Genomic DNA, 14,901 nt, shown 5'->3' with positions numbered 1-14,901 from the left:
GCCGGGTAGTGAACGGCGCCCACCTGGATCGAGGAGTGAGACACGTATGGCGTCAGAACTGAGACAGGGTGGTGACCGGACGGGGCGAGGGCGGGCCGTACCGGCCGTCCGGTTCACCGACCGGATCAGGGACGGCATGAGTTTCCGCCGGGATCAGCTGGCCTTCCTCCAGTGGGCGGCCAGGACCCACGGGGACGTCCTGCGGTTCCGGATCTTCGGCATCCCGATGATCATGCTCAACCATCCGGACGACATCTACCGGGTACTGGTGGAGAACCGGGCCAACTATGACAAGGACGCGCTGCTCTACCGGCTGGTGCGACCGGTGCTGCGGGACGGGCTGATCGGCACGCCCGGCGGGGAGCTGTGGCAGCGTCAGCGCAGGCTGATGCAGCCCTCCTTCCGGCCCGCCGTCGTCGCGCGGTTCGCCGCGACGATGACCGACGAGACCACCCGGATGCTGGACCGCTGGGAGCGCGACCGTCCCCGGGGCGCCGTGATCGACGTCCACCGGGAGTTCGGCGAGCTGGCGCTGCGTATCGTCAACCGGTCCCTGTTCAGTGCCAGGGTCGGGGAGGCGGCGCGGGACTTCGCCGACGCCTTCACCGAGGCCAACGACATCCTCGGCCGCTTCTTCACCTTCCCGTTCCCGCCGCTGTCGGTGCCCACCCCCGCCCATCGCCGACTGCGGCGGGCCATCGACCGGATGGACTCCTTCATCGCCTCGTTCGTCCACCGCCGTGCCGCCGGGCGCGCGGGGACGCCCTCCGCTGACCACTCCAGCACCCCCCAGCCCCCCGAGCCGAACGAGGCCGCCGAGGCGCCGGATCTGCTCGGTCTGCTGATGGACGCCGTCGACGAGAACGACGGCTCGCGGATGGCGGCGGAACAGCTCCACCACGAGGTGCTCAACCTGGTCGTGGGCGCCTACGAGACCACCACCAACGCGCTCTCCTGGATCTTCTGGCTGCTCGCCGGCCACCCGGAGGAGGCGCGCAGGCTCACCGAGGAGGCCGATCTGGCGCTCGGCGGACGGGTGCCGGGGTTCGAGGACATGGCGCGGACCCCGTACGCGCGCTGGGTGGTCGAGGAGACCTTACGTCTGTACTCGCCCGCCTGGCAGTTCATGCGGCGCGCCAAGGGGCCCGACACCATCCGGGGCTACGACGTGCCCGCCCACGCCAACATCTACCTCAACAGCTATGTCCTGCACCGCCACCCCGACCTCTGGGACGACCCCGACTCCTTCCGCCCCGAACGGTTCGCACCCGGGCGCTCCGAGGGCCGTCATCGCCATGCGTATATGCCCTTCGGCGGCGGGGAGCGGATCTGCATCGGCCAGCACTTCGCGCTCACCGAGCTCCATCTCGTCCTGGTCACCATCGTCCAGCGCTTCCGCTTCACCCTGCCGTCCGGACGTTCCCGGGTACGGCCCCGACCACTGATCACCCTCCATCCCGACGGCGGCGTCCCGCTGGAGGTGTGGCCGCGATGAGCAGCCACTGCGACGACGACGGCGCCCTGTCCGGCGCTGACCGTCTCCTGTCGGGTGAGGGTGGTTCGTCGTCCGGCGGTGACCGTCTCCTGTCGGGTGAGGGTGGTTCGTCGTCCGGCGGTGACCGTCTTCTGCCGGGTGACGGCGGCTCATCGCCCCGCGCCGGCCGGCCCGGCGCGCGCCACGGCGACCCGCTCCCGCGCGCCGACCACCCCCCGGTGGGAGAGGGCGGCCGGGCCGACCGCCCCCCACCCCACCAGGGCCCCTCCTCGCTCCCGCAGCCGATCCGCTGCCCCTTCCCCTCCCGGATCAGTCCCTACGCCCGGCAGGCGGCCACCCATCTCGACGCCTGGGTGGCCCGCTTCGGCGTCGTACGTGAGCGGGTCGCCCGGGAGCGTTTCGAGCGGGCCGGGTTCGGTGAGTTCGCCGCTGTCACCTACCCCACCGCCGACCTGGAGTGTCTCTGTCTGATCGCCGACTGGTTCGGCTGGCTCTTCCTGGTGGACGACCAGCTCGACGACGGCCATGTCGGCCGTGATCTGACCGCCGCCCGCACCGCGGCCGCCACGCTTCTCGATGTCCTCGCCGGGCCCGGGACGCCGGTGCGGCCGGGCGAGTCCGGACCCCCGCTGCTGCTGGCCCTGCGTGATCTGTGGCACCGCACCGCGCCCCGGTGCGGACCGCGCTGGCGGGACCGGTTCACCCGTCATCTGACCGCCTGTCTCGACGCGGCCTGCTGGGAGGCGGCCAACCGGGTCGCGGGCGTGGTGCCCGGGGAGGCCGAGTACATCGAGCGGCGGCGGCACACCGGCGCCGTCTTCGTCTGCATGGACCTGATCGACGTCGTCACCGGTGCCGAGATACCCGATCACATCCATGCCGGCGAGGAGTTCCAGACCACCCTGTGCGCCGCCTCCGACGTCGTCGCCTGGACCAACGACTGGTACTCGTACGGCAAGGAGACCGCCCTGGGCGAGTACCACAACCTCGTCACCGTGGTCGCCACCGCGCGGGGGCTGACCCGCCGGGAGGCCATGGACCACACGGCCGACGCCATCGCCGCCCAGACCCGCCGGTACCGGCTGCTGCGCCAGCGGCTGCTGACCGTCTTCCCCGGGCACCGCGCGGCTCTCGTCCGCTGTCTCGCGGGCATGGAGTCCTGGATGCGCGGCAACCTCGACTGGTCCCGCGCCACCCTGCGGTACGCGGAGCGCGAGCGAGGCGTCCCGGCCTATCTGGAACCGACTCTCGCCTCTCTGGATCCGACACCCGGCGGCCAGGAACCGACCTTCCACGGCCTGGAACCGACCCTCCACGGTGGGGAACCGACCTTCCACGGCCTGGAACCGACCTTCCACGGTGGGGAACCGTCCCTCGGCCGTGGGAGCGCCGCCGACCGGGGAGAGCCTGACGCGTCGGGCCGGGGCGGACCGCGCGACGGCACCCGGACCCGCGTCGGCCTCCCCGTACGCCGTACCGCCCCCGACGCCGCCCGCCCCGTCTCCGGCCCTCATCCCTCCTCCGGCCCCGCCTGCGATGACGCCATGGGCCGACAACCGAACGGAAGGTGAGCCGTGTCCGCGCCCGTCCCGCGACCCCGGGAGATCCCCACCGTCCGGCCCGCCCGGCTCCGCGCCGACCGGGTCAGCTTCCGGGGCGACCAGATCCGCTACCTCGAACGCGCCGCCGCCGAGCACGGCGACATCTTCCGCTTCCGGCTGCTCGGCGCGCCCGTCATCGTGCTGAACAACCCCGACCACATCCACGAGGTCCTCGTCGGTCACCGGCACAACTACGACAAGGAGGTGCTCCTGTACCGGCTGGTCCGCCCGGTGCTACGCCAAGGGCTGATCACCAACCCCGGCGGCGCGTTCTATCTGCGGCAGCGGCGGATGATGCAGCCCGCCTTCAGGCCCGCCGCGATCCGGCAGTTCACCGATGCCATGACCGGGGAGACCCGGCGGATGCTGGACCGCTGGGCCGACGCCCTCGCGCCGGGCCAGAGCGCCGACCTCAGCCAGGAGTTCAGCGAACTGGCGCTCCACATCGTCACCCGTACGCTCTTCAGCGCCCAGGTCGGCGAGACCGCCCGGCGGTTCGCGGCGGCGTTCACCGAGGCCAATGACATCCTCGGCCGGTTCTTCCGGTTCCCGTTCCCGCCGCTGTCGGTGCCCACGCCCGAACATCTGCGGCTGCGCCGGGCCATCCGCCGTATGGACGACTGTGTCTCCGCCTTCGTCCACCGGGCCGAGGCGCCGGGGGAGCGGATCGACCTCCTCGGGATCCTCAAGAACGCCGTCGATGAGACCGACGGCCGGGGCATGGACCTCGAACAGCTCCACCACGAGGTCCTCAATATCGTCGTCGGTGCCTATGAGACCACCACCAACGCCATGGCCTGGACCTTCTACATCCTCGCGGCGCGGCCGGAGATCGAGGCCCGGCTCCACGAGGAGCTGGAGACCGTCCTCGCCGGACGCCCGCCGGCCTTCGAGGACCTGACCCGGGCCCCCTACGCCCGCCGGATCGTCGAGGAGACCCTGCGGATGTACTCGCCCGCGTGGCAGTTCATGCGCAGGGCCCGGGAGGAGGACACCGTCGGCGGCTACCGCGTCCCCGCCGGGGCCAACATCTACATCAACTCCTATCTGCTCCACCGTCACCCCGGCTACTGGGAGCGCCCCGCCGTCTTCGACCCCGACCGCTTCGCCCCCGGACGGCTCACCGAGCGCCAGCGCCATGCCTATATGCCCTTCGGCGCGGGTGAGCGGATCTGCATCGGCCAGCACTTCGCCCTCGCCGAGCTCCAACTGGTGCTGATGACCATCGCCCAGCGCCACTGCTTCACCCGGCCGCCTGGCCAGCCCCCCGTCGTACCCCTGCCCCTGACCACGCTCCACCCGGGGGACGGGGTCACCCTGCGTGTCTGGCCGCGCGCCGAGCGGGCGGCCGGGCCAGGAGAGCCGAGAGAGCCGAGTCAGCCAGCGGAGCCGTCGGAGTCCGGGGCGCCGAGTCAGTCAGCGGAGCCGTCGGAGTCAGGGGAGGCGAGTCAGCCAGGGGAGCCGGAGGAAGCAGGGGAGCCGAGGCGGCCAGTGGAGTCATGGGAGGAGCGCGGATGACCACCGTCGACCCCACCGGGAAGGGGCCGTCCCCCGAACCGGCGCGGACCAGCGCGCGAACCCCCGGACCCCCGGACCCGGCCCCGCGAGCCCTGAGCGCCCCGGACCCGGCCCCGCGAGCCCTGAGCGCCCCGGACCCGGCCCCGCGAGCCCCCGACGCCCCCGGCACCCCCATTCCCCATGCCACGGACGCCGCCACGAGGAAGTCCGCCCCCGGCCGGCGGCGCGGCCGCTGGGCCCGGCGGGCCTGTGTGGCGCTCGGACCGCTGTACATCAAGGTCGGGCAGATCCTCGCCACCCGCTCCGACTGGCTGCCCCCCGGTGCCGTCGACGAACTGCGCACCCTCCAGGACCGGGGCCGGGCCATGGGCCCGGCGGGCGTCACCCGCGCCCTGCGGCGCCACTACGGAAGGCCCCTCACGGACGTCTTCGCCTCCTTCGACCCGGTCCCCGTCGCCAGCGCCTCCATCGCCCAGGTCCACCGCGCCACCCTCCCCGACGGCACCCGGGTCGCCGTGAAGGTCGTCAAACGGGGGGTCCCCACGGCCCTCCGTACCCACCTCGCCCTGCTGACCGCCCTCGTCCGCGCCGCGCACACCCTGCTGCCGCCGCTGCGCCCGCTGCGGATGCCCTCCCGTGTCGCCGAGGTGACCCGGCTGCTGGGCGACCAGCTCAGCATGACCACCGAACTGGCCAACATGACGACCGTCGCCGCGAACTTCGAGAACCATCCGTTCGTCACCGTGCCGCGCGCCTTCCCGGAGCTGAGCGGTGAGCGCGTGCTCGTCATGGAGTACGCGGAGGGGATCCCGGGCGGCGACTTCCACCGGGTCGACCTGGACCGCGCCGAGCTGGCCCGCAGGCTCCAGGACATCCTCCTGACCATGCTCTACCTGGACGGTGTCGTCCACGGGGACCTCCACCCCGGCAATGTCCTGCTCAGCCCGGACGGCCGCTTCACCCTGCTCGACTTCGGCATCACCGCCTCGTACACCCCGGCGGAGACATGGGGGCTGGTCTCCTTCAACCGCGCCGCCACCCAGCACGAGTGGGACCTCGCGGTGCGCCGCTTCACCGACCACTTCGTCCTCGCCGACGGGGATCCGATGGCCAGCCCCGGCTACGCCGACCAGCTGCGCGCCGTCTTCGTCCACCACTTCCACACCGTCTCCGACCGCTGGTCGGGCGCGGCCTTCTTCCAGGACGTCAACCAGGTGCTGCGCCGCCATGGCGCCGCCTACACCACCGCGTACACCAAGGGCGAACTGGCCATGCTCTCCTGCGAGGGGTACATGGCCCAGATCGACCCCACGATGGACATCTGGGCGAACACCCGCCGCTTCGCGGACCGTTACTCGCCTGCCCTGCGGGGCCCGCTGAAGGAGCGGTTCGACCGGCACTTCGCCGCCACCACGCCCACCTCGCTCGCGCTGCGCGACCGGGCCCGCGCCCATCTGATCGCCCCGACCCATCTGGACCGCTACGCCTCCCCCAGCCCCTATCCGCTCTTCATCGCCGGGGCCAGCGGCTCCCGGCTGACCGACGTCGACGGCAACGAGTACATCGACCTCGGCGGCGGCGGCGGACCCGCGCTTCTGGGCCGGGGGCACCCCGTCGTCCGGGAGGCCCTGATCCGCGCCGCCGCCACCAGCAACCTCAACGTCATCGGTCATGAGGCCGAGGTGGAGCTGGCCGAACTCCTCGTCGACGCCTTCCCCGCGGCCGAGCGGGCGATCCTCGCCAACTCCGGCACCGAGGCGTCGCTGCACGCCATCCGGCTCTGCCGGGCCCACCGCCCCCGCTCCCGGCTCATCGCCAAACACGAGGGCCACTTCCACGGCTTCGCCGACCCCGTCTCCGTCAGCTCCTGGTTCCGGGTGGCGGGACCGCCGCACGCCCCCGAGCCGATCGCGGGCTCCCCGGGTACCTCCGGCGCCGTCGTCCGCGACACCCTGGTCCTCCAGGCGGGCGACCCGCACAGCCTCGACCGGCTGCGCGGGCACGCCGCCGACATCGCCGGGGTCCTGATCGAACCGATGACCATCACCGCCGAAGGAGCCGACCCCGGCTATCTGCGCGCGCTGCGCGGACTCTGTACGGAGCTGGGCATCCCGCTCGTCTTCGACGAGGTGGTCACCGGCTTCCGGGTCGCGTACGGAGGGATCCAGACGCGCACCGGCATCGCGCCCGACCTGACCGTGCTCGGCAAGGCGATCGGCGGCGGCCTGCCCTGTGGCGCGGTGGTCGGCACCGCCGAGCTGACCGAGTACGGGCGAGGGAGCGGCGACCCCTTCAGGGACGCCGAGGAACGGGCCTTCCTCGGCGGCACCATGAGCGGCAATCACGTCACCTGTGTCACCGGGCTCGCCGCCCTGCGTCAGCTGCGCGACCACCCGGCCCTCTACACCGAACTCGACCGGCGCACCGACCTGCTGGCACGCGGGCTGCGCCAGGCCGCCGACGCCCACGGGGTGCCGCTCGTGCTGCGCGCCTACCACTCCATCTTCGCCCTCGCCTTCACCCACCGGCGGCTGCGGACCTTCCGGGACCGGCTGCACGGACTGGACTACCGGGCGACGGCCGCACTCGCCTACTGGATGCGGACCCAGGGGGTCTATCTGCCGGAGCTGCACGCCTTCCTGCTCTCCACCGCGCACACCGACACCGATGTGGAGCAGGTCGTGACCGCCTTCGACCGGTCCCTGGGGGAGATGCGGGAGGCGGGCCTGTTCACGCGGTGACACCCCGCCCCCGTCCCGCGCCTGCCCCGCGCCCATGGCACCCGGACGACCGGCCCACCGCACGGACCCCGCCCCTGACCACCCGACCACCCGGCCACCCGCCCCACCCTCGCCGACCCACCACCCTTCCTGACCGACGACGGAGTCCTCATGAACGATCTCTCCCGGACGTACGCCGCCGTGCCCGCGTCCGCCGACACCGGACAGTTCTACGACGACCACCTGGACCTCGTCGGCGGCGCCGCCGACGGCAACATCCACGCGGGCTACTGGGAGAGCGAGTCCGACCTCAGTCCGCTCCCCACGGCGGCCGACCGGCTGACCGACCTGGTGGCGCGGCGGCTGGCCCCCGGCGCCGGGAGCCATCTCCTGGACGTGGGGTGCGGCACCGGCCGTCCCGGGCTGAGGATCGCCGCCGCCACGGGGGCCCGGGTGACGGGCGTCACCATCAGCCGCCAGGAGAGCGAGCTGGCGCAGTCCCGGGCCGAGGAGTCCGGCCTCGCCGGTCAGGTGGAGTTCCGCCGCGCGGACGTCCTGGACCTGCCCTTCAACGACGCGGTCTTCGACGGGGGATGGGCGATCGAGTGCCTGATGCATATCGCCGACCGGGGGCGCGCCCTGGCCTGTGCCGCCAGGACCCTGCGGCCCGGCGCCCGGCTGGTCGTCGCCGACGTGCTGCTGCGGCGCCCGGTGACGGGGGAGACCGCCGCCTTCGTGGCCACGATGTGCGAGGCGTTCCAGGCGCCGTCGCTGCCCGGCCCGGAGGAGTACCGGGAGGCGGTACGGGACGCCGGGCTCCATCTGGTGGAGTTCACCGACATCGGGGAGCGGGTCCGGCGCACGTACGCCGCGTACGGCGAGGCCCTCAGGGCGGCGGCACCGCAGGGCAGTGAGGATCCCTTCCTGCTGGCCGCCGAGGCCCTGCCGCGCTTCGGCGCCCTGCCCGAGATCGGTTATGCCCTCCTCATCGCCCAGCGCCCCGGCCGGTGATCCCACCCCGAACGCGCTCCGGCCCGTCCGGGCCTCCCGTCGTGCGGGCGGTCAGCCCAGGCGCGGGGCGTGCGACACACACCCGGGCGGTGACGGCACGGCTGGCGCCGCGCCGCGGAGCAGGGACCGGTGCGGCCGCCGGGACGGGAGCGAAGGGGGTGCTCGGCCGGTCCTCCGAGGGGCGGGTCCCGGGCGTGAGGAGTATTCTGGTCACGACTGTCCTGTCTTCAACCATCTGGTCGGTCCCGTGTTCGACCACCGGGTCCCGGGACGTCGTTCCGGCCCGGTGCGGGAGGTCACCATGGACGTACTCGTCCTCATCGGCCGCATTCTCTTCGTGCTCCTCTTCCTCAACTCCGGCGTCGGGCATCTCACCCAGGCCAAGGCGATGTCCGGCTACGCGGCCGCCAAGGGTGTTCCCGCCCCCACGCCCGCCACCGTGGGCAGTGGAGTGCTCCTGCTGGCGGGTGGGATCAGTGTGCTCCTCGGGATCTGGGCGGATCTGGGGGCGCTGCTCCTCGCCGTCTTCCTCTTCCCGACGGCGCTGCTGATGCACGCCTTCTGGAAGGAGAGCGACGGCCAGGCCCGGCAGATGGAGATGATCAACTTCTGGAAGGCCATCTCGCTGGGCGGCGCCTGTCTGATGCTCCTGGCCTTCTTCTCCTACGCCGGGCATGATCTCGGGCTGACGATCACCGGTCCGCTCTTCTCCATCCGCTGAGCCCCCGGACCACGGCAACGCGCGGAACACCACGGGGACTCACGGCCCGCGCGTCCCCAGCCACGCGCCCCGAGGCCTCCCGGAGCCGCTGGGGAGAAGCGTGTAGAACGGCCGCATCCGACGGCCGACACGGCACGAGCCTGGGTCGCCGACCGCTCGGCTTTCTCCAGAGGCGACGGAGTCGGACCCGCCCCGCCCACTGGAGGCGCACCATGACAAGTTCGACGAGTCGTCCCCGCCTGCGCGGGGGTGGAACCGGGAACCACTCCGGTCGAGGCTGGCTCGGCTACATCGGTGGGCCGCTGAGCTCGATGGCGAACAGCCGTAACCCAAGAGCACCTACGCCGCTCCTGGTGCTGGCGGACCAGGCGCGGATGGACGAAAACGTTCACCGACCTGCGGCTCTGCGCGGCCATTGTCGACCGTCCGACGTTCAACGGCGCGATCATCCAGACCGGGACCGAGTCCTACCGGCTTGCCCGCACACGGGCTCAGGCCGGACAAGCCCAGGCCGGCTGACCGGGCGCCGGACGGGAGGGGCCGCCCGATAGCCAGCCCGGCCGAGAGCCGGAACGACCGGTCAGGGGTGACTGAAGGTCATCGCCTCAGGAGACGCCGAAGGCGCCCTTCTTCGGCCAGCTCGCTGCCCCCGCGAGCTGGCGGGGCAGGGCACCCGTCCCCCGGATGACCTGTGCGATATCCCCCGGGTTGCTCTGAGCGTCGCTGAGTCCTCAAACCTCGTGGCCAGGGGGTTCGTCCTGCGCTCAGGCGGAGGCTTGGGTCAGGAGGGTGAGGTCTTCGCCGGTCAGGTCCAGGTCCGCCATCGCGAGCAGGGCGGGGAGCCGTTCGGGGGTGCGGGCGCTGGCGAGTGGGGCGGTGACCGTGGGGCGGGAGGCAAGCCAGGCGAGGGCGACTGCCGCGAGGTCGGTGCCGTGGTCTGCGGCGACGGTGTCGAGTGCGGCCAGGACTCGCTGGCCGCGTTCGGTGTCCAGATGAGCCGCCGCCATACCGGAGCGGGTGCTGTCCACGGTGGCCCCGGGGCGGTACTTGCCGGTGAGGAATCCGGCTGCGAGCCCGAAGTAGGGCACGGCGGCGATACCGGCCCGGGCGGCGGTGTCCTGGAGCGGGCCCTCGTAGGTGTCACGGGAGACCAGGTTGTACTGCGGCTCCAGCACGGAGTAGCGGGTCAGGCCCTCGCGGTCGGCGAAGTCCAGCGACTCCTGGAGGCGTTCGGGCGTCACGTTGGACGCGCCGACCGCGCGGATCTTCCCCGCGCGCACCAGGCCGTCGAGTGCGGTGACGATCTCCTCGACGGGGACGGAGGGATCGTCGTAGTGGGTGTAGTAGAGGTCGATGTGATCGGTGTTCAGCCGCTTCAGTGATGCCTCGGCCGCCGCCTTGATGGTGGTGGCGGAGAGTCCCTGGTAGTCGGGGTGGGCGCCGCCTTTGGTGGCGACGACGATGTCGGAGCGGTTGCCACGCGCGGTGAGCCACTGACCGATCAGGCTCTCCGATTCACCGCCTCGATGGCCCTCCACCCAGAAGGAGTATTCGTCGGCGGTGTCGACGAAATTGCCCCCCGCCGCGGCGTACGCGTCGAGGACGTCAAAGGTGGCTGACCTGTCGGCGGTCCAGCCGAAGACATTGCCACCTAGGTGTATTGCCCCGGGAGGTTGTGGTCGGGTGAGGCAGGTCTCGGCTGACGTGCCTTGATATGGGTGAGGGCCTTCCGGTTCGGTGTGGATTGCGACGTCTACACCGAGTGACAGAAGGCCCTCATGCCCCACCGTAATGCACCTCTGACCGAGACCGGACGTCTGCGTCTGGCCCGCTGTGTGGTCGAGGACGGCTGGCCTCTCCGGCGGGCCGCCGAGCGCTTCCAGGTCTCGCCCACCACCGCCGGGCGGTGGGCCGCCCGCTACCGGGCCCTGGGCGAGGCGGGCATGCGCGACCGGCCCTCCCGCCCGCACCACAGCCCCCCCCGGCCCCCGGACCACACCGAGCGCCGGATCATCAAAGTCCGCGTCCTGCGCCGCTGGGGCCCCGCCCGCATCGCCCACCACCTGGGCCTGGTCCCCTCCACCGTCCACCGGGTCCTGACCCGCTACCGCCTCGCCCGCCTGACCCATCTCGACCGCGCCACCGGACACGCCGTACGCCGCTACGAACGCGACCGCCCAGGCGAACTGATCCACGTCGACATCAAGAAACTCGGCAACATCCCCGACGGCGGCGGCCACAAGGCCCTCGGCCGCCAAACAGGCCGACGAACCCGCTCCGGAGCCGGCTACAGCTACATCCACACCGCCGTCGACGACCACTCCCGCCTCGCCTACAGCGAAATCCTCACCGACGAGAAGAAGGACACCGCCACCGCCTTCTGGACCCGCGCCCAGGCGTTCTTCACCCAGGCGGGCATCACCGTCGAACGCGTCCTGACCGACAACGGAGCCTGCTACAAGTCCCACGCCTGGCGCGACACCCTCGCAGCAGCCGGGATCACCCACAAGCGAACCCGGCCCTACCGCCCCCAGACCAACGGCAAAGTCGAACGCCTGAACCGCACCCTGCTGGAGGAATGGGCCTACGCCCGCCCCTACCACTCGGAGACCGAACGACGGGCAGCGTTCCCGCAATGGCTGCACACCTACAATCACCACCGCGGACACACCGCACTCGCAGGCAAACCACCCGCCAGCCGCGTCCCCAACCTCACAGGGCAATACAACTAGCGAGCGCGCGCCGTTCACAGGACATCATCAGCACCCAGAAACTGATCAAGGAATGCGACGCCCAGCTCCGCCGCGGCACGACCGCGCCCGTGCTGCGCCAGACCCGCGACGCCGCTGAGCAGTGGGTCCGGAAACAGATCAAACTCCTGGAAAGCCACAGGGAAGCCACCAAGCGGCCACCCTGGACGGACAGGACCGCTTCCCGGCCCACTCCCACGTCACGGCCCCGGGAGCCCTCGTGCAGAAGCCCGACAAGAGGCAGGGTGTGTACTTGGCGGAGCTGGAGACCGCCGAGCACCAGGAACGCTTCGGCGATGTCTGGGCGCTGCTCAGATCAGGAGGTTTTGAAGATCCCCGGCAGCGTCAGGCTCCATTACCCGCTCTTCCCAGTGTCCTGGCCGTCACCTGTGCGCTCAGCGTCCCTGTCCGAGGCACGTGCCGCCAGGGCATCTCGGATGGTGTCCTCGCGGATGACACGGAGGAAGGGGATCAGCAGCAGGGCACAGGCCAGTGAGGCGAGGGCGAAGACCGGGCGTGCACCGGCGGTTTGTGCCAGTAATCCGGCCATGACGGCCCCCAGGGGCATGCCACCCCAGGCGATCAGACGGCTCGCGCTGGAGACCCGGCCGAGCAGTTCATCGGGGATCAGCTGCTGGCGCAGGGTAACCACGGTGACATTCCACAGGCCGCCGCCGAACCCACCCAGAAACGTGGCCGGGCCGATGAGCCACACTTCGGAGGTGAGTGCCGGAGTTCCGAGCATGACCACTCCGGTGGCCACATCCACGGCCAGAAGATTGCGGGTCCCCAGGGCGCGCCGGACGTGACCAGCGCTGAGCGAGCCCACGACGCCGCCGAGCGCGAGGGCGGTCAGCAGCAGGCCGTACCCGGTGCCGCTCAGCCCCATCGGCCCAGGGGAGACCGCGTACAGCACGAGGACCGCGCTCCAGGCGCTCCAGGCGCCCGCCATCACACAGACCATGACGGCGAGGTTCCTCAGCAACCGGTGGCGGCGCAGAAACCGCAGGCCCTCGACGAGTTCTTCGCGTAGAGGGCGATTCTCCACCGGGCTTTCGCCGACCCGCCGCCGGGGGTCGTAGCGGCCCCGGAAGAGCAGCATCAGGGCCCCCGCCGCGAGGAGATAGACGCCCGCCGCGCTCAGGGTGGCGGTGACGGCCCCGGCCGCGATGAGCAGACCTCCCAGCGGGGGGCCGACGAATTCGTTCAGAGCCGAGCGGGTGCTCTCCAGACGGGAGTTGGCCCCGTCCAGCCGGTTCTGCGACACGACCGCGGGCAGTACGGCGGTGGTCCCGAGGTCCGCCACCAGTTCCGCCGTCGCCAGCAGGAAGGCCACTGCGTACAGGGTTGTGAGCGAGGCCACATCCCCAGCTACGGCGAGCGCCAGCAGCCCTAGCGCGAACACCCGCGTCAGATGGGCCAACAGGATCAGCCGACCCCGGTCTACCCGGTCGACATAGACTCCGATCAGCAGGGTAAAGAGCACATACGGCATGGTCTGCGCCCATTTCAGCCCGGCCACCAGACCGGGGGACGAGGTCAAGGTGAGGGCCAGCAGCGGAAGCATGATGACGATCAGGCCGTCGGCCAGGCTGCTCAGGGTATAGCTGGTCCACAGGCCCGTGAAGTCACCTTGCCCGGATCTCGATGGCTTCCTGCTCACCTTGGGCGCCTCCTTGAACGGCGCCTCGCGCCACGGACGTTTATACGGAGATGACCGCCTCTGAACGTCCGGAGGCGGTCATCGGCTCTGGCGAACAGCCCGGTCAACAGAGCAGGGCACAGGTGGCGCGGGTGAAGGTCTCTTTGCCGTGGGCGCGCACGGTGTGGGCGAAGGCGGCCCGGTGGTTGGCAGGCGCTGGCACGGTCCCCTGCGAGGTCATACCGAGGGGGGCGAGGGTGGCACGGGTCTGTTCGCCAACGCACATAACGCCTTTGTTGGCGAGGATGACCTCAGAGATCCGGCCGCCCATGCCGTCGAGCGAGCCGCCCGACCAGGTGGAGACCTTGTAAGAGCCTTCTTCGGCCTGCTCGAAGAAGCGGATTTCCGCGGAGCTCTCACTCTCCGTGAGAAGGACAAATATCCGGCGATTCGAGAGATCCATGTCCAGGCCGTCCATCTTGTTAAGGATGGCCTCGGGGTCGCCGTAGAAGTCGTGCACCTCCGGCGTCCAGGAGTACATGGCGCATGGGTCGGAGTTCTTCGCTGCGGCTGTCCGAGCTGTCGCTTGCACCGATGTGGTCAAGGTGAGCCCCAATCGACGGGTGCCGGTTCTAGGCACCGAAAGGCGAGTGTTTCGCGGTGTCATGCTTGTCGGAAACCGTGGAGTTGGGAACACAGCAAACGAGTCATCCTGATGGGCCAACTCCGGTTGGAAGAAACTCTGACCCGCCCCCCGTCTACCCGGCCGAGAACCGTCCGCTCGCGAAGGCCGTCCTGGGCGCGGGCGGGACGCTGCTGAGCTAGTTCTGGCCCACCAGGCCCGGCGAAGTACACCTTCACCCGCCGTAACGTCGTCACCTCCGGCACCAACTTGGGCAGCGTCGTCATTGAGGTCGCACGCACCTCAGGAGCCAAAATGCAGGCTCGCCTGGCCGCCGAGCACCACAAGCTCGTCTTCCTCATCCGCTCTCTCGCCGACACCCAGCCCTAGGCCCAGAGAATGCTCGACGAGGACCGGGCGATCCTGGTCACCGCCTCCAGCAACATCACCAACCGTCCGCTTCAGCCCGGCGCAGACCTGGCGTCTCCTGCACCAGACGGGCTGGAGCGTGCAGGTCCCGCAGCGTCGGGCCGCCGAGCGCGACGAGAACGCGGTGGCCACCCGGGTCGGGAAGACCTGGCCGAGCGTGGAAAGACAGTGAGGGACCAGGATGCGTGGCTGTGCTTCGCGGACAAGTCGGGGCAGGTGATCCGGCCGCCGAGAGCACGGACCTGGCCCCGGCACGGTCACCCGCCCCGCGTCACCGTCCGGGCTGCAGGCTCGGGGCGCATCCCACTCGCCGTCCTGGTGTGCCGCAGGCCCGGACGGCGCACCCGGCTCATCTTCCCGATGCTGGTCCACCACGGCCGTAAGGGCGAGAG

13 protein-coding genes and 1 pseudogene are annotated in these 14,901 nt (G+C 71.1%); 10 read left to right on the top strand and 4 right to left on the bottom strand.

All coding sequences use genetic code 11. The annotated features are described in order from the left end of the window. Positions 1-46 precede the first annotated feature (46 nt). From ACFVIM_RS02290 to ACFVIM_RS02260, 7 genes and pseudogenes are all read left to right on the top strand, one after another. Complete coding sequence (locus tag ACFVIM_RS02290; protein WP_384297424.1) at positions 47-1,495, top strand: cytochrome P450; 1,449 nt, start codon at positions 47-49, stop codon at positions 1,493-1,495. After that, on the top strand, positions 1,492-3,066 hold the full coding sequence (locus tag ACFVIM_RS02285; RefSeq protein ID WP_384297422.1) for a hypothetical protein: 1,575 nt from the start codon (positions 1,492-1,494) through the stop codon (positions 3,064-3,066). The genes ACFVIM_RS02290 and ACFVIM_RS02285 overlap by 4 nt, the downstream gene beginning before the upstream one ends. Before the next feature lie 3 nt (positions 3,067-3,069). Next, entirely contained in the window at positions 3,070-4,614 is a 1,545-nt protein-coding gene (locus ACFVIM_RS02280; protein WP_384297421.1) for a cytochrome P450, read from the top strand. After that, positions 4,611-7,355 (top strand): aminotransferase class III-fold pyridoxal phosphate-dependent enzyme, encoded by a 2,745-nt coding sequence (locus ACFVIM_RS02275; protein WP_384297420.1) that lies wholly within the window; start codon positions 4,611-4,613, stop codon positions 7,353-7,355. Before ACFVIM_RS02280 ends, ACFVIM_RS02275 begins: the two co-directional genes overlap by 4 nt. Positions 7,356-7,505: 150 nt before the next feature. Continuing rightward, entirely contained in the window at positions 7,506-8,345 is an 840-nt protein-coding gene (locus tag ACFVIM_RS02270) for an SAM-dependent methyltransferase (protein WP_384297418.1), read from the top strand. Between the two features lie 301 nt (positions 8,346-8,646). Beyond that, complete coding sequence (locus ACFVIM_RS02265) at positions 8,647-9,066, top strand: DoxX family protein (RefSeq protein ID WP_384297416.1); 420 nt, start codon at positions 8,647-8,649, stop codon at positions 9,064-9,066. A gap of 372 nt (positions 9,067-9,438) precedes the next feature. Further along, positions 9,439-9,585 (top strand): annotated as a pseudogene (locus tag ACFVIM_RS02260) (AAA family ATPase); the annotation flags it as partial. Positions 9,586-9,830: 245 nt separating this feature from the next. On the opposite strand, the gene ACFVIM_RS02255 reads toward ACFVIM_RS02260, so the two are convergent. Next, entirely contained in the window at positions 9,831-10,727 is an 897-nt protein-coding gene (locus ACFVIM_RS02255) for an aldo/keto reductase (RefSeq protein ID WP_384297444.1), read from the bottom strand. A 117-nt stretch (positions 10,728-10,844) separates the two neighbouring features. Between ACFVIM_RS02255 and ACFVIM_RS02250 the strand changes: the two genes are divergently transcribed. Next, complete coding sequence (locus tag ACFVIM_RS02250) at positions 10,845-11,798, top strand: IS481 family transposase (RefSeq protein WP_384297414.1); 954 nt, start codon at positions 10,845-10,847, stop codon at positions 11,796-11,798. Positions 11,799-11,812: 14 nt separating this feature from the next. Here ACFVIM_RS02250 and ACFVIM_RS02245 read toward each other — a convergent pair whose 3' ends face one another. The 3 genes from ACFVIM_RS02245 to ACFVIM_RS02235 all read right to left on the bottom strand — a co-directional run bounded on the left by ACFVIM_RS02245 (position 11,813) and on the right by ACFVIM_RS02235 (position 13,999). Then, positions 11,813-11,956, bottom strand: coding sequence for a hypothetical protein (locus ACFVIM_RS02245; RefSeq protein WP_384297412.1), 144 nt, complete (start codon positions 11,954-11,956; stop codon positions 11,813-11,815). Between the two features lie 215 nt (positions 11,957-12,171). Further along, positions 12,172-13,479: an MFS transporter gene (locus tag ACFVIM_RS02240; protein WP_384297410.1), complete on the bottom strand. Its 1,308-nt coding sequence runs from the start codon at positions 13,477-13,479 to the stop codon at positions 12,172-12,174. 103 nt (positions 13,480-13,582) lie between these two features. Continuing rightward, positions 13,583-13,999, bottom strand: a complete 417-nt coding sequence (locus tag ACFVIM_RS02235) for a hypothetical protein (RefSeq protein WP_384297409.1) — start codon at positions 13,997-13,999, stop codon at positions 13,583-13,585. 351 nt (positions 14,000-14,350) lie between these two features. On the opposite strand from ACFVIM_RS02235, the gene ACFVIM_RS02230 reads away from it, so the two are divergent. Beyond that, positions 14,351-14,470: a hypothetical protein gene (locus ACFVIM_RS02230; protein ID WP_384297408.1), complete on the top strand. Its 120-nt coding sequence runs from the start codon at positions 14,351-14,353 to the stop codon at positions 14,468-14,470. Between the two features lie 97 nt (positions 14,471-14,567). Next, entirely contained in the window at positions 14,568-14,681 is a 114-nt protein-coding gene (locus ACFVIM_RS02225; RefSeq protein ID WP_384297443.1) for a winged helix-turn-helix domain-containing protein, read from the top strand. Positions 14,682-14,901 lie beyond the last annotated feature (220 nt).

This window comes from Streptomyces sp. NPDC057638 (assembly GCF_042800315.1).
Lineage (GTDB): Bacteria > Actinomycetota > Actinomycetes > Streptomycetales > Streptomycetaceae > Streptomyces.
This window is presented reverse-complemented; position numbering and strand designations above follow the sequence as displayed.